Source organism: Streptomyces pseudovenezuelae (genome assembly GCF_029892565.1).
GTDB classification, from domain to species: domain Bacteria; phylum Actinomycetota; class Actinomycetes; order Streptomycetales; family Streptomycetaceae; genus Streptomyces; species Streptomyces pseudovenezuelae_A.
The window spans coordinates 84,024-106,017 of record NZ_JARXVH010000016.1 but is presented as its reverse complement, the minus strand read 5'-3'; the positions used below and the strand labels follow the sequence as shown (position 1 = coordinate 106,017).

Here is a 21,994-nt window from a genome sequence, read left to right as displayed (position 1 = left end):
TCACGCCGGACGGCCTGAGGCCGGAAGCCTCACAGCAGGTGGTCGAACTCGCCGTCCTTCGCGCCGGCCAGGAAAGCGGCCAGCTCGGCGGGCGTGTAGACCAGCGCCGGGCCGTGCGGATCACGGGAGTTGCGCAGCGCGACGCCTCCCTCGGCCAGGGCGGCGACCTCCACACAGTTGCCTTCGGCATTGCTGTGGCGGCTCTTGATCCAGTGGACGCCCAGTGAACTCGCTCGCACTCCGTTGGGAACTGCTGCCACAGCACTCTCCTTGCACGTGTTCCGCCACGGCGACCACCCGCCGACCACAGGTCAGGCATGTCTCGCGTGACGTCGACTCCCTTGACTCGTGCGCAATTTCTCGTGAAATTGCACAGAGTCGCTCTCGTCGTGGATAATAACCAAGGCGTCAACCTCTGTGTTGGCGCCCCGTCCTGACATCACCTCAGGGAGGCGCCGTGCCGTTGCCCGCACATGCAGCACCCTCGTTGGGCCCGTCCGCGTCAGCTGCCGCGGAGCGGACCGCCCCCGCAGGTGTCCCTCCGCGCAACGCACCGAAGACCGCCACGCTCCGCCTCTCCGGCACCGACCAGGGGCGCATGCAGGCCCGCGACTTCGTCGAACGCACGCTTGGTGACTGGCAGTTGGACCAGTGCCGTGACGACGCGCTGACCATCGTCACCGAACTGGCCGCCGGAGCCGTGCGGGACGCCCTGGCCGACAGTCCGGGCGACGAGACGGCCCCCGAGGTGTGGCTGAAGCTCACTCTGCGCCCCGCCCACCTGGTGTGCGCCGTGACCGACCGGAGCCGCAGCCTGCCCGGATACCCACCCGCGACGGGCCCGCTCAAGGAGCACGGCCGTGGCCTGCACATCGTCGAGGCTCTGTCCGAGCACTGGGGCTGGACCCGGTACACCCCTACGGGCAAGACCGTCTGGGCCATGCTGCCCACCCGGCCGCGCACCTGAGATGACGGAACGGCGAACGCCCGGAGCGATGACCACCCCTGTGAAGAGAGCGAAGCCGTCCGCGACGCTCGGGGACGTCCGGCACGTGCCCTGGCATGACATCAAGGACGCCACCGGCTCCGCCGCGGCCATCCCCTTCCTGCTCGCCGCCATCGCCTCGGGCGACCCGGCCGCCGCCACGTCAGGCCTCGACCGACTGCAGAACCGCATCTGCCAGTACGGCTTCGTCGTCGGCCAGGCGACAGCCGTGACGGTCCCCTTCCTGTGGGACCTCGCCCAGCGCCCGCAGGTCACCTGCCGGGTGCAGATCCTCCACCTGCTGAGGAACATCGCCGGCGCACGGCAATGGGGAACCACGGCCGACGCCTACCCCAAACTCCGCCGCCACCGCGACAACTACGTCGAATGGGAGTCCGCGGCCCGCCGGGCCGTACGCGCGGACGGCGGCGCCATCCCGCGTCTGCTCACCGAACGGGACACCGCACTCGTCCACGCCACCGAGGAACTCGCCGGCGCTCTGGCCGAATGAGACCGACCGGACCCGGGCCTCACCGTCTGCGCCGCAGCCGCCTTATGCGCGGTGCCGCAACGCCTTATCCGCGCTTGGGCAGGGCCGCGTCGATCAGAACCGACGCCGCCGCCCGGGCGGTCGCGCCCGCCGAGGGGTCACGGTCCATCCGTGCGGACAGCCCGCCTCCGTCGTACAGCAGGTGCAACTGCCGGGCCAGCGACTCCGGATCAGCGGCACCGGCGTCCCGGGCGAGTTCGGTGAACAGGGTCCGGATGGCGGCGCGGTAGGTGTCGGTGGTCTCTTCGATGGCACTGCCGTGCTTCGCCTCGGCGCTGGCGGCCACGAAGGCGCAGCCGCGGTAGGTGGGTTGGGCGAACAGCTCGCTCTGCGCCTCGAAGACCGCCAGCAGTCGCTCGCGCGGGTCCTCGACGCGGTCGATGGCGCGCAACAGCCGGCCGGTCACCGAGGCGTGCCGCGACTCGAGATACGCGAGGATGAGCTGTTCCTTGCCGCCGAAGGTGTTGTAGAGCGACGCCTTGGCCACTCCGGCGTGCTCGATGATCCGGTCGATCCCGACGGTCTGCACGCCCTCGGCGTAGAACAGTTCGCCCGCGGCCGAGAGCAGTCGCTCCCGTGCCGTCGGCGTCTGCGCGGTCCGCGTCTTCGCCATGCCGCTCACCTTCTCGACAGAGACTTCAAGTCTAACTCTTGACCAGACAGGTCTACTCAATATCGACGAGGGGGCCGGGGTCGCCTCCGGAAGACCGGGAGGGCGGGCGGCCGTCACCGCGCCGCATCCGCCTCCGCCAACGAGGCCCGGGCCCGCGCCGCCCGCACGGCCGCCGACAGAGAGGCGACGTCGTACGCGCCGTAGTGCCGTCGGCCGTTCACGAAGAACGTCGGGGTGCCCGAGACGCTGCTCAGATCCGCGGACTCGACATCGTCGGCCACCCGCTCCGCACCGGCGCGCGCCCGCAGATCCCGGCGGAAGGTGTCGGCATCGAGCCCGATCTGCTCGGCGTAGGCCAGCAGATCCTTCAGCCGCAGGTCTCCCTGATGGCCCATGAGGATGTCGTGCATCTCCCAGTAGCGACCCTGGAGGGCCGCTGCCTCGGCTGCCTCGGCGGCCAGTTGGGCGTTGGGGTGGACGTCCGTGAGGGGCAGGTGGCGCCAGACGTAGCGCAGGTCGTCGCCGAATTCGGCGAGCAGCTCGCGGACCACCGTTTCCGCCAGGCCGCAGTACGGGCACTCGTAGTCCCCGTACTCGACCACGGTCACCGGTGCGTCGAGCGGTCCGCGCACATGGTCGCGTGCGGTGTCGACGGGCTCGCTGAGGTCGACGATGGTGTGGCCCTGGCCGAGCAGGGCGCGAGTGCGGGCCGGCGCGGGCAGCAGCGCGATGATCCGCGTCACCGCCCAGGTGATCAGGAAGGAGGCCACGACGGCCGCCAGAATGCCGATCTTCGCCTGTTCGAGCTGCGGGCCGTCGAACGCCAGCGTCGCGATCAGCAGGGACACCGTGAAGCCGACCCCGGCCAGGGTCCCGCCCGCGGTGACGGCGCCCCAGCCGACCGCCGGGCGCAGCCGCCCCCGGCCGAGGCGGGCGGCGATCCAGGTGGCGCCGAGGATGCCCGCCGGCTTGCCCACGACGTAGCCGAACAGGATGCCGAGCGTGATGGGCGAGGTGAAAGCATCTTTGAGTGCGTCGACGCTGATCGTGAGGCCGGAGTTGGCCAGGGCGAACAGCGGCACGATGACATAGCTCGTCCAGGGGTGGAACATCCGCTGGAGCCGCTCGTTGGGCGAGAGCGCGGTGGCCAGACCGCGGCGCAGGGTGCGTTCCAGCTCGGGCGTCGGCTGTTCCCGGAACCCCAGGAAGAGCCGGCTGACCCGCTCCAGCGCGTGCCGCTCGGCCGGATGGGCATACGTGAGCAGACCCATGGCCAGCCCGCTCACCACGGGATCAACCCCTGACCGCAGCAGCGCGCCCCACAGGGCGATGCCCAGGACCGCGTAGACGCCGGAGGTGCGTACGCCGGCGCCGCGCACGACGAGGAGTGCGGCGAAGATGCCGACCGCCGTCAACAGGGCGGGCAGGTAGATGGAGCCGCTGTAGGCGAAGGCGATGACGGCCAGGGCCAGGAAGTCGTCGGCGACCGCCACGGTGAGCAGGAAGACGCGCAGACCGCTCGGCAGACGTGAGCCGAAGACGGCCAGCATGCCGAGGGCGAAGGCCGTGTCGGTGGACATGGCCGCGCCCCAGCCGTGCACCGAGGAGTCGCCGGCGTTGATGGCGAGATAGATCGCGACGGGTACGAGCATGCCGCTGACGCCGGCGACCGCCGAGAGCATGAGACGGCGGCGTTCACGCAGCTCACCCAGGTCGAACTCGCGGCGGGCCTCCAGCCCGACGATGAAGAAGAACAGCGCCATCAACCCGCTGTTGACCCACTCGCGCAGATCCAGGGACACGCCGACCGACCCGATACGGAACGACATCACGGTCTGCCACACGGATTCGTACGCGTCCGGGGCGGCGTTCGCCCAGACGAGCGCGACGACCACCGCGCCGAGCAGGACCGCGGCGCTGCCGGTCTCGGTCTCCAGGAAGGCACGCAGCGGACCGTGTGCTCCCTTCGGACACTCGGTCTGTCCGGTCATGGAGTCGTTCGCGGAGCCGTTCATGGACGACGCGGTCGTCCGTGGCGCTTCGTCTTGCACGCGCATCCCGATCACTCGTCGTGTGTGCGTCAGTGTAGTGAGCAACCGGTCAGGACACGCGTTCCGCGCTCTCCACCTCGACCGGCCGACGCCCGGTCACCGCGGGTCCGGAGGCCGCGGTCAGGCCGGGAGCGGGCTGTGGCCTGCCGCGCAGCAGCAGAGCCACGAGGGCCAGCAGGGCGAGGACGATGACCAGCGCACCGTACTCCTCGGAGGTCTGGATCAGGCCTCCGCCGTGCACCACGAGGACGCCCGCGATGACGGAGGGGATCCCCATGCCCAGGTAGGAGGTGACGAAGAGCAGGGACAGGACGCCGGAGCTCTCGTGCGGCCTGGTGAGCGGCAGCACGGTGCGGATGCCGCCCTGGAAGCCGCTGCCGAAGCCGAGGCCGGCCACGGCCGTGCCGACGAAGAACAGGGCCGGCGAACTCAGGTGGATGGCCAGCAGAGTGAGTGCCACTCCGGCGACGAGCGCCGCGATGCCGGTGTACATCACGGTGGTGGTCTGCGCCTTGCGCAGCGCGAGGACGGACATGGCCGCGACGATCGCGAGGACGAAGAGGCCGAGGCCGCCGTAGACGGCGGAGGTGGAGCCGACCAGGGTCCGGACCAGAGCGGGGCCGAGGGAGCCGTAGAACCCGGCGAGTGCCCAGACGGCGAAGATGACGGGAGCGGCGGCCAGGACGGCGCCGCGGACCGTGCGCGGGAGCTTGATCTCGGGCACCAGGCTGGCCAGGGCGCCGCGCTCACGGGTGACGGTTTCGTCGATGAGTGAGACGGCGATCGCCTGGACCACGAACACGGCGAGCAGGCCGAGGTAGATCGCGTGGGTCGGAGCGGGCAGGTACTGCACCACGAAACCGCTGACCAGGGCGCCGGTGGCGGTGCCCAGGCCGGGTACGAAGGCGTTCGCCATCGTGCCGCGCGGCCGGTCGATGTCCATCATCGCGGCGCCCACCGCGCCCAGCGCGGCCCCGGTGGACAGACCCTGGACGATGCGGGCCAGAAGAAGTTCGTCGACACCGCCGGCGGTCGAGAACAACACCATCGCCGCCGCCTGTGCCGCGATCGCGCCGATCAGGACGGGACGGCGTCCGACATGGTCGGAGAGCTTGCCGAAGACCAGCAGGCTCGACAGGACGGCGATCGCGTAGATGCCGAACACGACCGTGGTGGTGATGGGAGTGAATCCCCATTCCGCCTGGTAGGCGGCGTAGAGCGGGGTGGGCGCGCTGGACGCGGCGAGGAGGGAGACCACGATGGAGGCGAGGACGTAGAACGCTGCCCGTGGCGGTATGGGCCGGCTCGACGTCGTGGTGCGGTCGGGTAGTTCGAGGGGGTTCATTGGAGGCCCTTCGCGAGGACGAAGACGTTGATCATCGGAGTCCTGGGCTGTCTGCGCGGCGGTGAGTAGACAGGTCTGTCTGTGTTGCGGGGCAACAAGGTAGACAGCTCTGTCTATTCCCGTCAAGGTGCGGCGGAGTCGGCGCGGCCGGTGCTGTGGGAGCATGCGCCGGTGGGTGAGCTGACCGTGTTGGGGAGCTGCGGTGCCTGGCCGGAGGCCGGGCGGGCGGCGAGCGGGTTCCTCCTGGAGTTCGACGGGTTCTGCCTGGTCATGGACCTCGGTTACGCGACGCTGCCCCAGCTGCTTGGGCGGTGCACGGGGCGTGAGCTCGACGCGGTGGTCATCACCCACGAACACCCCGATCACTGCGCGGATCTGAGCGCGTTGTGCCGGGCGCTGCTCTTCGGTGAGGGGCGTGAGGGCCGTGTGCCGTTGTACTGCCCCCAGGGGGTGCTCGGGCGAGTGCAGGCGATGGAGCCGACCGAGGATCTCCGTGAGGTCTTCGACCCGCATCCGCTCCCGGGCAGCTACCAGGTCGGTCCCTTCCGGTTGGACGGACGGTTGCTTCCGCACCATGTGCCGCACGCGGGAGTGCGGTTGACGGCCCCAGGACTGACCCTTGCCTACAGCGGTGATGCCGGACCCGGCCACGCGCTCGGCCAACTGGCGGCCGGGGCGGACCTGTTGGTCGCCGGCGCGACACTGCAGGGCCCGGCCACCGATCCCTACCTGCTGAGTGCGGCACAGGCCGGCCAGTGGGCCGCTCGTGCGGGAGCGGAGCGCCTGCTGCTCACGCACTTCTGGCCCGGCACCGAGCGCGGGCGGTCCGTCGCGGAAGCGGGCGTCGCGTACCAGAGGGAGATCCTGGCCGCACGCGAAGGGATGACTCTTCCGCTCTGACGCGATCCTGACCGATGTTCGAACTTCCGTGTCTCGTACGGAGTTTCGGCCGACGGGTCGTCAGCTGCCCCTAAGCTGGGCCGCGCACATGGGGCAAAGCAGGTACGCCAGGAGGTAGTTGTGGCAGCGCTGGAGTCGGACGACCCGGGATCCGTCGGGGCGTACCAGCTGATCAGCCGACTCGGTGCGGGCGGGATGGGACGGGTCTACCTGGGGCGTTCGCCCGGTGGCCGGCTCGTCGCGGTGAAGGTGGTGCACGCCGAGCTGTTGCGGCGGCCGGAGTTCCGGTCGCGGTTCCGGCGTGAGGTGCAGGCCGCCCGGTCCGTGAGCGGCGCCTTCACCGCCCCGGTGATCGACGCCGATCCGGACGCGCCGCTGCCCTGGCTGGTGACCAGTTACATCGCCGGGCCCTCGCTGGAGCAGGCCGTGGCGGAGCAGGGACCCCTCACACCACCCGCCGTGTCCGCGCTGGCCGCCGGGCTGGCCGAGGCCCTCGTGTCGATCCATGCCGTGCACCTGATCCACCGCGACCTCAAGCCCTCCAACGTGCTGCTCGCCGAGGACGGGCCGAGAGTCATCGACTTCGGGATCGTACGCAGCGTCGAGGGCGACTCGCTCACCGGGACCGGACTCCTGGCCGGCTCGCCGGGATTCATGTCTCCCGAGCAGGTCGCCGGGGCCGGGATCACGCCGGCGAGCGATGTGTTCTGCCTGGGCGCGGTGCTGGCGTTCGCCGCGACCGGCGCCAACCCCTTCGGCGGCGGGCCCACCCCCGCCCTGCTCTACCGGGTCGTGCACGGCGAGCCCGACGTCGATTCCATCGCGGACCCCGCGCTGCGTTCGCTCGTCAGCGCCTGCCTCGCCAAGGACCCGGCCGCCCGGCCCACCCCGCACCAGATCCTCGCCCATGTCGGCCCCTTGGCCGCCGCGCACACACCTACGCGGGTCGGCCCCGCGCACACGGCCGGGACAGCCGCGCCGGGCGGCGGGATACGGGAGTACTCGCCCACGCAGGTCGCGACCGCGGCCCTCCCGCTCGCCCGCCCGGCCACCCGCCTCGACACCACGCCGCCCACGCTCCAGCCGGCGCCCCGGCCCGCGCCCTCGCGCCGCCGCTTCCTCCTCGCCGGCGCCGGGACCGCCGTCGCCGCGCTCGGCGTCGGCACGGGCCTGTGGCTCACCCGCGACGGGGAGTCCGACAACGAGGGCGCCGGGGCCGTCGTATCCCCGACCGCCTCCGCCGCCCATCTCCCTCAACCGGTCGGCGACTGGCCCCTCGACGAGACCTCCGGCGACATCGCCCGCGACGCCCTCGGCGGCAACGACGGCACCGCGACGGGCGTGCAATGGCAGGACGGGGCCGCGGTGTTCGACGGCACGAGCGGCCAGATCGTCACCGCCGGGCCGGTGATCGACACCAGCAAGGGACGCAGTTTCACCGTGTCGGCGTGGGTGCGGCTGAGCGCGGTCCCCGACGGCTTCGCCACCGCCGTCAGCCAGGACGCCGACGACCACAGCTGCTTCTACCTCCAGTACTCCGGCGACGACCGGCAGTGGGCCTTCGCCGGTGCCACCCAGCGCGCGGTGGCCCGCACCGCCCCCGCGGCGGGTGTCTGGACCCACCTCGCCGGCGTGTGCGACGGCCCCGGACGCCGGCTCCGTGTCTACGTCGACGGTGTCCAGGAGGGAACCGTGGCCGACACCACCGAGGCGGGCGGCTCCCTGGTGATCGGACGGGCCAAGTACAGCGGCGCTCCCGCCGACTTCCTCCCCGGCGCCGTCAGGGACGTACGCGTCTACGACCGGGCCCTGACCTCGGCCCAGATCGAGGAACTGAAGCTCACACCCTGAGCGCGTCGCCGCTCGACGCCTCCTGAGCTCCAGTGCAGAGCCACTCCGGCGATACCGGCCGCCCGCCGCTTCACCGCGCCGGTTTCACCACCGCCAACACCCCTGAGATCGCTCTGAAACCGCGCTGAATGCGTGGTCGGCGACGCTCCGCGGCATGAAGACAGCCCCGCTGGGGGCGGCGGACCGGAAGGGGACCACCATGAACAGCCTGCGACTGATCCGTCGGCACGCCGCGGCCTTCGGGCGTTTCGCGGGGCTGGGCTGCGGGGTCACCCTGGCGGCCTCGGCGGCCCTGGTGCTGCTCGCGCAGTGGATCCCGTGGATGGCGGCGAACGCGCTGACCACCGTCGTCTCCACCGTGGTCGCCACCGAGTTGCACGCCCGCGTCTCGTTCGGCCACGGTCGGCCCGGCCTGGCCGGTCACCTCAAGAGCGCGGCCACCATGGCGCTCGGCTGGGTGGTCACGTCCGTTGCGGTCGGCGCTCTGGCCGCGCTCCGGCCCGGCAGCGGACTCGTCCTGCAGCAGACGGTGTACCTGTCGGCCACCGCGCTCGTCGGGATCGGCCGCTATCTCGTACTGTGCCTGGTCGTGTTCGCGGAGCGCGCCCCGCGGTCTCGGACCGGCGGGAGTGTGCGGTTGCGGGTCGCGTACGACGCGGCGGCGTGAGGGGCGAGGGGGGGCCGGACAGCTGTCCGGCCCCCCTCGCGCCGAAGCGCATTCACCACGCGCCCTCGACGTCGCGCACAACTGACGTGGCTCGCCGCTTACTTGAGGCGCGGGCGCAGTCATCGGCAAGGTCGCCCACCACCTCCGTCATGTTCATGCCGCACGACTCTGGCTTCGCCGAGATTCCCTGAGTTACCGTTGGTAACATCTGGCTGCCGCAGCAGGCTCCCGCGCATCTCTTACCCCCCTCACCTCCTCTGGAAGGCAGTCCATGGAGAACTCGTCTGCCCCTGCGGCGATCACCCGTCGGCACGCCCTGACCGTGACGGGCGGCGTGCTCGCCGGTGCCGCCCTCGCCGCGAACGCCGTCCCTGCCTTCGGCGCCGAGTCGCAGGACGCCGACGCGATCGTCGTCGGCCACGGACTCGCCGGACTCGTCGCGACCTCCGAACTCGTCGCCGCCGGCCGAAAAGTGCTGCTGCTCGACCAGGAGCCCGAGGCGAGCCTCGGCGGCCAGGCCTTCTGGTCCTTCGGCGGACTGTTCTTCGTCAACTCCGACGAGCAGAGACTCATGGGCGTCCAGGACACCTACGACCTGGCCTGGCAGGACTGGCAGGGCGCGGCAGGATTCGACCGGGGCGTCGACGACCCGACCGGTCAGGACTACTGGGCCGCCAAGTGGGCCAAGGCGTATGTGGAGTTCGCGTCCGGCGAGAAGCGGTCCTGGCTCTCCGGGCTCGGCGTGCAGTGGTTCCCCATCGTCGGCTGGGCGGAGCGCGGCGGCGGCCTCGCCACCGGACACGGCAACTCCGTGCCCCGCTTCCACGTCACCTGGGGCACCGGCCCGGCCGTGGTCGAGCCGTTCGAGAAGAAGGTGCGGGCCGGCGTCGACGCGGGCAAGGTCACCTTCAAGTTCCGCCACCGCGTGGACGAACTCGTCACCACCGGCGGAGTCGTCACCGGCGTCCGCGGCGCGGTCCTGCAGCCGAGCGACGCCGCTCGCGGCAAGCCCAGTTCGCGCACCGTCGTAGGTGACTTCGAACTGCGTGCCCCGGTCGTCGTCGTCACCTCCGGCGGCATCGGCGCCAACCAGGACCTCGTCCGCCAGAACTGGCCCGCCCGGATGGGTACTCCGCCGAAGTTCATGGTCACCGGCGTTCCCGCACACGTCGACGGTCGGATGCTCGGCATCACCGAGAAGGCGGGCGGCCGGATCGTCAACCCGGACCGTATGTGGCACTACACCGAGGGCCTCAGGAACTACGACCCGATCTGGCCCAACCACGGCATCCGCATCCTCCCCGGCCCGTCCTCGATGTGGTTCGACGCCACCGGCAAGCGGTTCGACTCGCCCGACATCCCGGGCTACGACACCCTGCACACCCTCAGAACGATCACCGCCTCCGGCTACGACTACTCCTGGTTCGTCACCACCCAGAAGATCATCGCCAAGGAGTTCGCGCTCTCCGGCTCCGAACAGAACCCGGACCTCACCAACAAGAACATCTGGCAGCTGCTGTCCCGTATCTGGCAGACCCCGGAGCCGATCGAGAAGTTCAAGAACAAGGGCGCGGACTTCGTCGTCGCCACCACGCTCACCGACCTCGTCACCGGCATGAACAAGCTCACCGGCGACCACCTGATCGTCCTCGACGAGCTCAAGCGGCAGATCGAGGCCCGCGACCGGGAGATCACCAACTCGTACACCAAGGACGTCCAGGTCATGGGCGTCCGCAACGCCCTGAACTACACCGGCGACTCCCTCAGCCGTACGGCGGCCATCCACCGGATCCTCGACTCCAGCGCCGAACCGCTGATCGCCGTACGCCTCAACGTCCTCACCCGCAAGACCCTCGGCGGCCTCCAGACCGACCTCTCGGGCCGCGTCCTGAACGCCTCGGGCAACCCGATTCCCGGTCTGTACGCGGCCGGTGAGGTCGCGGGCTTCGGAGGCGGCGGCGTCCACGGCTACCGCTCCCTGGAGGGCACCTTCCTCGGCGGCTGCCTCTTCTCCGGCCGACAGGCGGGACGAGCCGCCGCGGCGGCGACCGCGACCTGACCGGCGGACGGCTCGCGGAGCGCGCCCACTTGGCCCACGCGGCCCTGGTGACTAGGCGCGCTCCACGAGCAACTCCGCGAGGTGGTCCACGAATTCGGTGAGCATGTCCAGCAGTGGGCCACCGCGGGCCATCCGGAACCCGTTGCGGCGGGCCCAGAACGCGGCCTGGACGGCGTGGAACTGGGCCCACCGCTGGACGCGTTCGCGGTCGACCTCCGCCGCCTCGGCGAAGACGTCCATGATGCGGTGGACGGCCTTGAGCGGGTCGTCCGCTTCCACGATGCTGAGCGCGCGTGACTTGAGCAGAATACCGCCGTCGTAGGCGGGGTCTCCCACGTAGCCCTTGGGGTCGACGGCCAGCCAGGGCTCACGCTCGGCGCGCAGGATGTTCCTGCCGTGGAGGTCGCCGTGGATGAGGAGGTCGGGCTGGTCGCGGCCCACCTCGCGGACGGTCGTCACGGCGGCGTCCACCGTTCGACGCGACAGCGCGTGACTCAACTCCTCGGCATCCGTGCGCAGTTGCTCCTCCCAGGCATCGGTCTGTTCCCGAAGCCGGGGCAGGTCGGGCGGTGCGGGAACGGCCAGGCGTCGATTGAGTCGGCCGGCCACCTTCACCACCTCGTCGCCGTCCTCGACCTCCGCCAGCGTCGACGCCCGCACCCGCTCCAGCAGCATCGCGTACCGCTCGTCGTCGCGCGCGTGCATCAGGACGGCTCCGCGTCCGCCCCAGGCGTCGAAAGCGTCCGGTTCATGGACGTTGCCGGGGTGGGGGAACGACACCTTCATCACCGCCGCCGACCGGTCCGGCCGCCGCACCGGGACGATGACCCCGACACCGCCGTGCATGACCTCGCCGTCCGGCGCGCAGCCCCATCGCTGCATCAACTCTTCGACGATGCCAGGCAGTTCGGTGAGCCAAGCCGTCCCCGTCGCGCCCTCGCGCTCGACCGTGCTCCGCGCGAATGTCTCCGGTACCTCGATCATTGGGGAACCCTACGCGCGGCCGTAGGACCCCGTCTCCCGGACCGGGCGATGACGCCCGGCCAGGAGACCGAGGCAGTGATCAGGCCTGGGCCGCTTCCTCCGGCGCAAGCAGGATCGCGGCGTGGCTGGTGTGGGCGACGGCGTCGCTGACCCGCGGGTCGAAGAGCGCCTCGAGGGATCCCCGGTGGTGCGGGGTCAGGACGATGAGGTCGGCGCCGAACTCGTCGGCCGTCTCGGAGATGGCGGCGGCGACCTGGGTGGTCAGGCCCCGGGCCAGCGCCGGCTCGGCCTTGATCCCCTTGTCCCGCAGGGCGGCCACGGCCTCGTCGAGGATGGCCTTCGCCTCGGCGTCGTCCTCGAGCGGGACGACCGCGGCGATGGAGGCGGCGGAGGCCACGACATGCAGGACCCGGACCTCGGCGCCGGTCAACTGGGCCATCTCGCCGGCCAGCCGGATGGTGGAGTGCCGGGCGGGGCTGGGGTCGACGGCGACCAGAATGCGCTTGAACATGGCTGTTTATTCCCCTTCTAAGAAGACCCGGGGGCCTTCGCTGTGATCAGGGACGCCGAAAACCGGTGTCATACGCATCAACATCCGGCGCGGCGCCAGGCTTCCCGAAATCCACCGCGTGATCGTTCTGTCCGGTGATCACCGGATCGGGATCGAGGTCCGTCGAGGATTACGGTGCTGTCATGCACGATGAGGCCCCCCACCGCGAACTGATCCGACGTCTGCACAGCGACCTCCCCGAGGGCCGCGTCGTCACCGACCCCGGCGTGATGGCGGGGTACGCGCACGACGAGGCCGAGTGGGCGCCGTACGGCAACCCGGCGGCGGTGGTCCGCCCGCGGACCGCCGAGGAGGTGCAGCGCGTGGTCCGCGCCTGCCTCGATCACGGGGCTGCGGTGGTCACCCGCGGTGCCGGGACCGGGCTGTCGGGCGGAGCGAACGCCGTGGACGGGTCGGTGGTGCTGTCCACCGAGGCCATGACGGCCATCAAGCAGATCGACCCGCTGGAGCGGCTTGCGATCGTGGAACCCGGTGTCGTCAACGACGACCTGCGCGCGGCCTGCGCGGAGCAGGACCTGTGGTACCCGCCGGACCCGGCCAGCGCCCCCTGGTCCACGATCGGCGGCAACGTCGCCACCAACGCGGGCGGGCTGTGCTGCGTGAAGTACGGGGTGACCCGCGACTACGTCCTGGGGCTCCAGTTCGTCACCGGGACCGGCGAACTGGTCCGGGTCGGGCGCCGTACGGCCAAGGGCGTCGCGGGCTACGACCTCACCGGTCTGCTGGTCGGATCCGAGGGAACGCTCGGCGTCATCACCGAGGTGACCGTGCGCCTGCGTCCCAGCCGCGCCCCGGAACACACGGTGGCCGGTTTCTTCTCCTCGGTCGTGGACGCGGGCCACGCCGTCGCCGCCGTGGCCGCCGCCGGGGTGGTTCCGTCGGCGCTCGAACTGATCGACCGGTACTGCCTCGAAGCGGTCGATGCCTGGAAGCACATGGGCCTGTCGACGGAGGCGGACGTGGTCCTGCTGGGGCGGACCGACGCGCCGGGCAAGGCAGGGGAGGAGGAGGCCGAGACCATCCGGCGTTGCTTCGAAGGGGCCGGTGCGACCTGGGCGGTCCGGTCCACCGACCCGCAGGAGGCGGACGCCCTGTTCGAGGCGCGGCGCCTGGCCTATCCGGCGCTGGAACGGCTCGGTCCGGTGCTCACCGAGGACATCTGCGTGCCGAAGTCGGCCGTGCCGGAGATGCTCGGCCGCATCCACGCCATCGCCGAGCGCCACGAGACCCTCATCGCGAACATCGCGCACGCGGGCGACGGCAACCTCCACCCGCTGCTGATCACGCCGCCCGGCGACGAGCCGGCGCGGGCCCGGGCCCAGGCCGCGTTCCACGACATCATCGCCGAGGCCCTCGCCCTCGGCGGGACGGTCACCGGCGAGCACGGCGTGGGCCTGCTCAAGCGCGAGGGCCTGCGCGCCGAGGTGGGTCCCGAGGTGATGGCGCTGAACCATGCCGTCAAGGACGCCCTCGACCCCCGGGGCCTGTTCAACCCGGGCAAGGTGCTGGGCCGTTGACGTGCGGATCCGACGCGGACCCGGGCAAGGCGTTGATCCGTTGAAGAGCGGACTCGACGCAGTGCCCGGCATCGCGAGCAGGTACGACTCGGCCCGCGGCGACATCCGCCGCCCCTCGGCCGGGCCGCATTAATGTCGTAGGCATGACCGACAACTCACTGCGCACCGTCACCGTCGAGCGAACCGCCCCCGGACGCTTCGTCGCGACCAATGTCCGCGGCGGCACGATCGCCTTCGGCACCGGCTCCGATGCCGACGACACCGCATTCACCCCCGTCGAACTGCTGCTCGCCGCGCTCGGCGGTTGCACCGCGGTGGACGTCGACGTCGCCACCAGCCGGCACGCGGAGCCCACGAGGTTCACCGTCACGGTCAGCGGCAACAAGGTCAACGACGAACTCGGCAACCGCCTGACCGATCTCGCGGTCGCCTTCTCCGTCGCCTTCGCGGACGGCGAGGGCGCCGATCGCGCCCGCGCGATCCTGCCCCGCGCGGTGAAGACCTCCCACGACCGGCTCTGCACGGTCAGTCGCACGGTCGAGATCGGTACGCCGGTCACCTCGACGGTCGAGGACGCGTGACCGGCGGCCCCTGACCCCGGCCGGTGGTCAAGCCGCCTGGTGCACCTCGTGCCGCCAGAACCCGGAGAAGGTGATGCGCTCCTTCGGCAGGCCGGCACGTCGCAGGTGCCGGCGCCCTTCGGTGGCCAGCGTGGACTCGCCGACGACGAAGGCGTATCCGGCCTCGTCGGCGGGGGAGTGCCGCAGGAGTTCGTCGAGGGCCGCGCTGCCGGGTACGGCGGTGGGGTCCTCGCGGACGACCCAGGTGACGGTGACTCCGGCGGGGGCGTCCAGGTCACGGCGGTCGTCCGGGGTGGGTACTTCCTGGATGATCCGGCCCACCGTCTCGCGTGGCAGGGAACGCACGATGCCGGTGGTGGCGGGCAGTCCGGTCTCGTCGGCGACGACCAGGACCTCGGAGGCGTCCGGCGGGCAGTCGAACAGGAGCCCCTGGTCGAGCACGGCGAGCGCGTCGCCGGGACGGGCGCGGCAGGCCCAGGTCGCGGCCCGTCCCGCGAGTTCGCCGGTGGGACCGAGGTGCACGACGAAGTCGATGTCCATCTCCGCCGCTTCGGGACGGAAGTCGGCCACGGTGTAGTTGGCGCAGTGCGGCCGTACCTCCTCCGGCATGGCCAGGTAGGGCGGCCACCAGCGCGATCCGGTGAACTCCGGCAGGTGAGCCGCTGTTGGTGGGGGAGTCGCAGGAAGAGACGGAACCAGTGGTCGTAGCCCTGCCACTGGAACCCGGAGAGGTCCGCCCCTGCGACCGTCACGCGGTGGATCGAGGGGGAGACACGCTTGGTGCGCGCGACTTCGGCGCGGAACATCCCGGGCTGCTGCGGCATCAGTCTGCGGATCTTCGCCATGCAGGAAGGTTAGCCTAACCTTCCTGAGTCCGGTCCGCTCTGATGACCTGGCGCCCTTTCCGGCGCTCCGCCAGTATTGGTCGCAGTTAGGTTAGGCTAACCTTCGCTCGTGAGTTCTGGTGAAGAGACGAGCGAGCCGTCCCGTCCGCGCGGACACGAGCTGATCGCGCGGGACGTGACCGTGGCGTACGACGGAACCGACGTCGTGCACGAGGCGGCGATCATGCTCCGACCCGGACACGTGACCGCACTGGTCGGCCCCAACGGCAGTGGCAAGTCGACGCTGTTGCGCACCCTGGCCCGACTCCAGCGCGCCCGCACCGGCACCCTCGGACTGGGTACCGAGGGCGGCGACACCACCGACGGACTCGCCCTGACCGCCCGTGAGTTCTCCCGACGGGTCGCACTGCTGACCCAGGGTCGTACCGCCCCGAGCGGGCTGACCGTGCGGGACATCGTGGAGTTCGGCCGCTACCCCTACCGGGGGCGCTGGGGCAGGGCGGACCCGGACGGCGCGGCGGCCGTACGACGGGCACTGGCCCTGACCGACGTCGAGAGCCTCGCCGACCGGGGCGCCGAACACCTCTCGGGCGGTCAGCTCCAGCGCGTCTGGCTCGCGAGCTGCCTCGCGCAGGACACCGGAGTCCTCCTCCTCGACGAACCCACGACCTACCTCGATCTCCGCTACCAGGTCGAACTGCTCGATCTCGTACGGGACTTGGCGGACGACCAAGGCATCGCCGTCGGCGTCGTCCTGCACGACCTGGACCAGGCGGCCGCCGTCGCCGACCGGATCGCTCTGCTGCACGCGGGACGGATCGTCGCCGACGGCACGCCCGAGGACGTACTGACCGCCGAGCGCCTCACCGAGACGTACGGCATCCGCATCGAAGTCGACACCGACCCGCTGACCGGCCGACTGCGCACCCGCGCGATCGGCCGCCATCACGCACGTACCGAAAGGCTCAGCACCACCTCATGAGACGTTCCCTCACCGCTATCGCCGCCGCTGCCGTCCTGACCGGATGCGGTACGACCGAACCCGCCGCCACCAGCTCCGAGAAGAGCGCGAAGAGCATCACCCTCACCGACGCGAGCGGCGCGAAGGTCAAGCTCGACGGGCCCGCCGAGAAGGTCGTCGGCACCGAGTGGAACGTCGTGGAGAGCCTCGTCACGCTCGGCGTCGACCCCGTCGGTGTCGCCGACGTCAAGGGCTACAAGACATGGGACACCGCAGCCCCGCTGAAGAACACGCCCAAGGACATCGGCACCCGCGGCGAGCCCAGCATGGACACCATCGCCTCGCTCTCCCCGGACCTCATCGTCGCCACCACCGACCTGACGGCCGCCGCCGTCAAGCAACTACGGAAGATCGCACCCGTCTTGGAGGTGCGCTCCGCCCAAGGCTCCGACCAGATCGCGCAGATGGAGGAGAACCTCGACCTGATCGCCGAGGCGACCGGCACCACGGCGAAGGCAGACGCGGCGAAGAAGGCCTTCGACGCCAAGGTCGCCGAGGGCAGGAAGGCACTCGCCGACGCCGGTCTCGGCGGCCGGAAGATCGCGTTCGCGGACGGCTGGGTCGCCTCCAACCAGGTGTCCGTCCGCCCCTACACGAGCAGTTCGCTCATCGGGGCCGTGAACGAGTCGATAGGCCTCAAGAACGCCTGGACCCTCAAGGGCGACGCCGACTACGGTCTGGCCGCCACCGATGTCGAGGGCCTGACGGACCTCGGCGACGTCGAGTTCGCCTACATCGGCAGCACGGAGAAGGCCAGCGATCCCTTCGCCAACGACCTTGCGAAGAACGCCGTTTGGACTTCGCTGCCGTTCGTGAAGAAGGGCAACGTGCACCGGCTGCCCGACGGCATCTGGATGTTCGGCGGCCCGCAGTCCATGCAGGCGTACATCGACGCCGTCGTCACCGCCCTCACGAAGTAGCGCCATGACCGTCACCGCACCAGCTCCCACCACCGGCGCGCCCGCCGTCACTTCCAGGACGGGCGCGACCGCGGTGACGGCCGTGCTCGTCCTCCTCGTCGCGGCCCTCGCCGTCGTCGACATCACCCAGGGCACGGCGGCCGTCGGCCCCGCCGAGGTGTGGAAGGCGCTCGCCGGCCACGCCGACTCCGCCGACGCGTCCGTCGTGATCTCCTCGCGGCTGCCCCGCATGACCGCGGGCCTGCTGGTCGGCGCCGCGCTCGGCATGGCCGGCGCGGCCCTGCAGTCCGTCACCCGCAACGTGCTCGCCGCGCCCGACACCCTTGCCGTGAAAGCCGGTTCCTACCTGGCCCTGGGCCTGCTCAGTGTCACCGGCGCCTCGCTGCCACTGCTCGCTTCCTCCGGCGTGGCGTTCCTCGGCGGGCTCGGCGCGGCGGCGATCGTGCTGTCCCTGTCCGGCCTCGGCACGGGGACGGTCCGTCTCGTCCTGGCCGGCAGTGCCCTGACCCTCGGGCTGTCCTCGGTCACCGAGGGACTGCTGCTCCTCTTCCCCGAGCGGACCCAGGGCCTCTACCAGTGGAACCAGGGCAGCATCGGCCAGAACGGCTTCGACGGCGTGGCACAGATGGCGCCCGTCGTCCTGGCCGGACTCGTCGGAATGCTGCTGGTGGCCCGCCGCGTGGACGCCCTGGCCCTCGGTGACGAAGCAGCCCGCGGCCTCGGCGTCCCGGTCCGGGCCACCAGGGTCACGGTCGTGGTGCTCGCTTCGCTGCTCTCGGCGGCAGCCGTCACCCTCGCCGGACCCATCGGCTTCGTCGGCCTGTGCGCACCCGCCCTGATTCGACCGCTCGCCCGGCACATCCGGCCGTTCGTCCGCACCAGGGCGAGCCTGCCGGTGGCGGGGCTGGCCGGTGCCGGACTGGTGCTCGGCGCGGACGTCCTGCTGCGCGCCCTGGTCTCGGCCGAGTCCGCGGTCGCCGTACCCACCGGAGTCGTCACCAGCATCCTCGGCGCGGTGTTCCTGATCACCATGGCCCTGCGGGTACGCGACACCACCACCGCGACCGGCCCGGAACGGCTGCGCATCCCCACCAGAGCCGTGTTCCTGACGACGGTGACGGCGCTGGTGGTCGTCCTTCTCGCGGTGACCGTCGCCGGTGTCCTGCTGGGCGACACGAAACTGCTGCTGGGCGATGTGGCCAACTGGGCCCAGAGCCGGGCCGCGCAGTCCGTCTCCTTCGTCCTGGACACCCGGGTCCCGCGCGTCCTGGCCGCGCTCCTCGCGGGCGCGGCACTGGCCCTGTCCGGCACCCTAGTCCAGGCCGTCACCCGCAACCCGCTCGCCGAGCCGGGCACCCTCGGCGTCCTGGGCGGCGCCGCCCTCGGCGCGGTCCTCCTCGTCACCACGGCATCGGCCGCCGGATCCTGGGGCGTAGCGGGAGCGGCGTTCGCGGGCGCGGCCCTGACCGCAGTCCTCGTGTTCGGACTCGCGGCGCGCGGCGGCTTCGGCCACAACCGGCTGGTCCTCGTGGGCATCGGCGTGTCCGCCGCCACGACCGCTCTCATCAGCCTGTTGATCGTCCTCACTGACCCCTTCAACGCCACGAAGGCACTCACCTGGCTGTCCGGTTCCACCTACGGCCGCACCCTGCCGGACACCCTCCCCGTCGCCGGCGCCCTCGTGCTGGGCCTCGCGGTGGCCGTGGCACGACGCACCGAACTCGACCTCGTGTCCCTCGACGACGACACGCCCGCTCTCCTGGGCCTGCGCCTCGCGCCGGCACGGCTCGGATTCCTGGTCGTCAGCGTGCTGTTGAGCGCCACCGCGGTCGCCGCCGCAGGCATGATCGCCTTCGTCGGCCTGGTCGCCCCGCACGCGGCCCGCACCCTCGTCGGCCGCCGCCACACCCGGGTCGTACCGGTGGCGGTCCTCCTGGGCGCGGCCCTCGTCGGCACGGCCGACCTCCTCGGCCGGACGGTGATCGCACCGGCACAACTGGGCGCGGGCCTGATGACCGCGGTCATCGGCACGCCGTACTTCCTGTACCTCCTGGTCCGGACTCGGCACTAGTGCGCGTGCGCCGGGGGTCGGGTCACGGCTCGGGGCCGCGTGCGCTCGGCTTCGCCTTCAGTTTCCGCGTCAGCTGAGGGGCAACCCCCAACGAGGCGCGTCCTCGTTCGGTCGTACGGGGGTGATGGTCAGGTCGGGCCGGTCGCCCCTGGCGGTGATCAGTGCCGACTCGCCCTTGCGCAGAGGGATTTGGATCGCACCGTCACCCGCGTCGGAGTGGCGGAGGGTACGGCCGTGCCCGTCCCGTACGTCGATCGGTCCCGTCAGTCCGTGCCGTACGACGCAGGGAGCGCCGGCCTCGCTGATCAGCCGGACCCAGCGGGTGGAGCCGCCCTGACGGCGAGCGCTGAGCAGGAAGGCGCCCTGTGTACGGAAGTTGTGGACCGCCAGATCCGCCCAGGCGGCCGGCAGTGCGGGGAAGACCTTGATGACACCGCCCCACGACTGGCACACCATGTCGTGCAGGGACTGGGCCGCCGACAGGGGTGTCTCGATGACCGGCCCCGACTCCTTGTACATGGTGTTGGGCTGGATGAAGCGGGTCATCAGTTCGCCGAGGTAGTTCAGGGCGTCCTCGCCCTTGCCGAGCAGCGCGGACATCGAGGCGGCGCCCGTGAAGGTGTAGCCCTGGAGGGCGCCCTCGAAGCCGACCCAGTGTGCCAACGACCGCTCGATCAGGGCGCGTTCGTCGGGGGTGCGGCCGGTCACCTCGTACAGCGGGTAGACCGCGAGGAGATGCGAGTAGTGGCGGTGCGACTTCGCGAAGGGGATGTCCGCGCCGATCATGAAGCCGTTCGCGTCCGTCGGATACGCCACCCGCTTCGCCAGTACCTCGCGCCACCGGGGCGCCAACGGGTCGTGCATGCCGAGGAGTTCGGCGCTCTCGAGAAGGGTGCGGCAGCCCCAGGTCAGGAGCATCAGGTCGTAGTTGCAGTCGCGTGAGTTGCCTCCGTACTCCGGGGAGAACGTGGCGGGCAGGTGGAGCTTGCCGTCCGGGCCGGGCTCGAGGAAGTGCAGGTAGTAGTTGACCGCCTTGCGCAGGAGCGGGAAGAGGACGTCCCGGAGGATCGCCCTGTCCATCGTGTGCCGGTAGGTGAGCCAGACGTTGTGCAACGCCCAGGTCAGATCGCCGACTTCGGGGGTCGGCGGGTCCTGGCCGGGGATGCCGACGCCGTAACCGGTGAGAGTGCCGGCGGCGCCGTTGACGAGGTGCGGGTCGGTGGTGCGCGGGATCCCGAGCGAGTCGGCCCGGTAGGGCTGGGCCACCTCTTTGGCGAGGTTGTCCCGGAACTCGCTCAACGCCCTTGTGATCGCGTCGAGTTCGAGGTGATTGGAGCCGTGGATGAGCCAGTACTCCAACTGGGCGTTGAGGTTCCACCAGGTGTTGGGCCACGGGGTGGGCTCCAGCCAGGGGCCGCTCGTCGCCATCACCGGGGCGTCGCGGCGGGCGGCGGAGGCGGTCTTGTACAGCTGGATCCAGTAGAAGCGCTGTATGCGGGCGTCGGGGAGGGACAGGAAGCTCTTGCGGTAGTAGGCGTGCCACCAGGCGCGATGGTCCAACGCCAGGGCGGAGTAGGGGAGTCGGGCCGTGGCGCGGACGGTTTTGAGGGCCCTGTCCAGGGCGGTGCTGCGTGGGTACGAGTGCGCGACATGTACGTACAGCGTCCGTGTCCCGCCCTTGGCCTGCTCCCGCCACGCGGTCACGTGCTGGCCGCCCGAGAGGAGCGGCTGCACGGCGGCGGTCACCCCGTCGTGATCGGCGACCTCGGCGGGCGGGTTGCCCTGGTAGCCGTCCGGCAGCGGCTTGAAGGCGGCACGGGGACTGATCGCGTCGGCGGGGTGGAACACCCAGCGGAAATCGCGCTCGCCCGCACTCGGCGTCACCTCCACGGCGAGGACCGAGCGGTCGTTGTGGACCAGGGCGCGCAGGGTCAGGCTGCCCTTCTCGGTGGTGAGCGTGCCGGTCAACTCGGCGTCCTGCAGCGACAGTCGCCAGTCGAGACCGGTGATCGCGCCGACCGGCTCCAGCGTGAAATACCCGATCGGCAACCGGGCCAGGCCGAACAGCGAGCCGAACTCGGGACGGTGGTCCTGTACTTCGGAGTGCTGGACGTTGAAGCGCACGGCGGTCGAGGTGGCGCCGGGCTCGGCGTAGATCCCGGACCCGAGGAAGCCGTTGCCGAGGAAGGGGCCTTCGTACCAGGTCGTCGGCATGCGCTGCCAGACCAGATCGGCGTCGTCCAGAACTGCGCGCCAGGGGTCGGCAGCGTGCTCGGCTTGACGTCCGGCGGGGTGTCCGGCAGAGGCCTCGGCGCGATCGGCCGCGCTCGCCTGTGCGGTCGTCAGGCCTGCGGTGACCAGTGTCCCGCCGAGGGCGGATCCGGTGGCGAGGACGGTACGTCTGGACGGGGCGGGCTCGGAGGGGTTGGGCATGTTGCCTCCAGGCGGCTCGGGTGATTCATC

The 21,994-nt window shown here is 71.1% G+C and carries 18 protein-coding genes and 1 pseudogene; 11 read left to right on the top strand and 8 right to left on the bottom strand.

Annotated elements, in window-relative coordinates; translation table 11 throughout:
• Window positions 1–29: 29 nt before the first annotated feature.
• Complete coding sequence (locus tag M2283_RS38410) at window positions 30–260, bottom strand: DUF397 domain-containing protein (protein WP_280881144.1); 231 nt, start codon at window positions 258–260, stop codon at window positions 30–32.
• A 197-nt stretch (window positions 261–457) separates the two neighbouring features.
• Here M2283_RS38410 and M2283_RS38405 point away from each other — a divergent pair, with 197 nt between their 5' ends.
• Both M2283_RS38405 and M2283_RS38400 read left to right on the top strand, forming a co-directional pair.
• Window positions 458–967, top strand: coding sequence for an ATP-binding protein (locus M2283_RS38405; protein ID WP_280881143.1), 510 nt, complete (start codon window positions 458–460; stop codon window positions 965–967).
• A 28-nt stretch (window positions 968–995) separates the two neighbouring features.
• Window positions 996–1,496: a hypothetical protein gene (locus M2283_RS38400; RefSeq protein WP_280881142.1), complete on the top strand. Its 501-nt coding sequence runs from the start codon at window positions 996–998 to the stop codon at window positions 1,494–1,496.
• A gap of 64 nt (window positions 1,497–1,560) precedes the next feature.
• Here M2283_RS38400 and M2283_RS38395 read toward each other — a convergent pair whose 3' ends face one another.
• From M2283_RS38395 to M2283_RS38385, 3 genes are all read right to left on the bottom strand, one after another.
• Window positions 1,561–2,148, bottom strand: coding sequence for a TetR/AcrR family transcriptional regulator (locus M2283_RS38395; RefSeq protein WP_280881141.1), 588 nt, complete (start codon window positions 2,146–2,148; stop codon window positions 1,561–1,563).
• A gap of 113 nt (window positions 2,149–2,261) precedes the next feature.
• Window positions 2,262–4,163, bottom strand: a complete 1,902-nt coding sequence (gene nhaA, locus M2283_RS38390) for a Na+/H+ antiporter NhaA (protein WP_280881140.1) — start codon at window positions 4,161–4,163, stop codon at window positions 2,262–2,264.
• Between the two features lie 85 nt (window positions 4,164–4,248).
• A complete protein-coding gene (locus M2283_RS38385; protein ID WP_280881139.1) occupies window positions 4,249–5,544 on the bottom strand; it encodes an MFS transporter in 1,296 nt (431 codons plus the stop codon).
• Window positions 5,545–5,715: 171 nt separating this feature from the next.
• Here M2283_RS38385 and M2283_RS38380 point away from each other — a divergent pair, with 171 nt between their 5' ends.
• The 4 genes from M2283_RS38380 to M2283_RS38365 all read left to right on the top strand — a co-directional run bounded on the left by M2283_RS38380 (window position 5,716) and on the right by M2283_RS38365 (window position 11,021).
• The gene (locus tag M2283_RS38380; RefSeq protein WP_280881138.1) at window positions 5,716–6,444 is read left to right on the top strand and encodes an MBL fold metallo-hydrolase; all 729 of its coding nucleotides are present in this window, start codon (window positions 5,716–5,718) and stop codon (window positions 6,442–6,444) included.
• 120 nt (window positions 6,445–6,564) lie between these two features.
• On the top strand, window positions 6,565–8,295 hold the full coding sequence (locus M2283_RS38375) for a protein kinase domain-containing protein (protein ID WP_280881137.1): 1,731 nt from the start codon (window positions 6,565–6,567) through the stop codon (window positions 8,293–8,295).
• A 199-nt stretch (window positions 8,296–8,494) separates the two neighbouring features.
• On the top strand, window positions 8,495–8,962 hold the full coding sequence (locus tag M2283_RS38370) for a hypothetical protein (RefSeq protein ID WP_432423185.1): 468 nt from the start codon (window positions 8,495–8,497) through the stop codon (window positions 8,960–8,962).
• A gap of 271 nt (window positions 8,963–9,233) precedes the next feature.
• Window positions 9,234–11,021, top strand: coding sequence for an FAD-binding dehydrogenase (locus M2283_RS38365; RefSeq protein WP_280881135.1), 1,788 nt, complete (start codon window positions 9,234–9,236; stop codon window positions 11,019–11,021).
• A 51-nt stretch (window positions 11,022–11,072) separates the two neighbouring features.
• On the opposite strand, the gene M2283_RS38360 is transcribed toward M2283_RS38365, so the two are convergent.
• Window positions 11,073–12,005: an aminoglycoside phosphotransferase family protein gene (locus M2283_RS38360; RefSeq protein WP_280881134.1), complete on the bottom strand. Its 933-nt coding sequence runs from the start codon at window positions 12,003–12,005 to the stop codon at window positions 11,073–11,075.
• A 79-nt stretch (window positions 12,006–12,084) separates the two neighbouring features.
• A complete protein-coding gene (locus tag M2283_RS38355; RefSeq protein ID WP_280881133.1) occupies window positions 12,085–12,516 on the bottom strand; it encodes a universal stress protein in 432 nt (143 codons plus the stop codon).
• Window positions 12,517–12,785: 269 nt separating this feature from the next.
• Here M2283_RS38355 and M2283_RS38350 point away from each other — a divergent pair, with 269 nt between their 5' ends.
• Both M2283_RS38350 and M2283_RS38345 read left to right on the top strand, forming a co-directional pair.
• A complete protein-coding gene (locus M2283_RS38350) occupies window positions 12,786–14,093 on the top strand; it encodes an FAD-binding oxidoreductase (RefSeq protein WP_432423184.1) in 1,308 nt (435 codons plus the stop codon).
• A gap of 143 nt (window positions 14,094–14,236) precedes the next feature.
• The gene (locus M2283_RS38345; RefSeq protein WP_280881131.1) at window positions 14,237–14,674 is read left to right on the top strand and encodes an OsmC family protein; all 438 of its coding nucleotides are present in this window, start codon (window positions 14,237–14,239) and stop codon (window positions 14,672–14,674) included.
• 27 nt (window positions 14,675–14,701) lie between these two features.
• Here the strand turns inward: M2283_RS38345 and M2283_RS38340 are convergent.
• Window positions 14,702–15,519 (bottom strand): annotated as a pseudogene (locus M2283_RS38340) (siderophore-interacting protein).
• A gap of 109 nt (window positions 15,520–15,628) precedes the next feature.
• Here M2283_RS38340 and M2283_RS38335 point away from each other — a divergent pair.
• Genes M2283_RS38335 through M2283_RS38325 form a run of 3 tightly spaced genes read left to right on the top strand, consistent with a single transcriptional unit; the run spans window position 15,629 to window position 19,531 of the window.
• Entirely contained in the window at window positions 15,629–16,501 is an 873-nt protein-coding gene (locus M2283_RS38335; RefSeq protein WP_280881130.1) for an ABC transporter ATP-binding protein, read from the top strand.
• Window positions 16,498–17,460: an iron-siderophore ABC transporter substrate-binding protein gene (locus tag M2283_RS38330; protein WP_280881129.1), complete on the top strand. Its 963-nt coding sequence runs from the start codon at window positions 16,498–16,500 to the stop codon at window positions 17,458–17,460. Before M2283_RS38335 ends, M2283_RS38330 begins: the two co-directional genes overlap by 4 nt.
• Window positions 17,461–17,464: 4 nt before the next feature.
• Entirely contained in the window at window positions 17,465–19,531 is a 2,067-nt protein-coding gene (locus M2283_RS38325; protein ID WP_280881128.1) for an iron ABC transporter permease, read from the top strand.
• Between the two features lie 69 nt (window positions 19,532–19,600).
• Here M2283_RS38325 and M2283_RS38320 read toward each other — a convergent pair whose 3' ends face one another.
• On the bottom strand, window positions 19,601–21,964 hold the full coding sequence (locus tag M2283_RS38320) for a glycosyl hydrolase family 95 catalytic domain-containing protein (RefSeq protein ID WP_280881127.1): 2,364 nt from the start codon (window positions 21,962–21,964) through the stop codon (window positions 19,601–19,603).
• Between the last annotated feature and the right edge of the window lie 30 nt (window positions 21,965–21,994).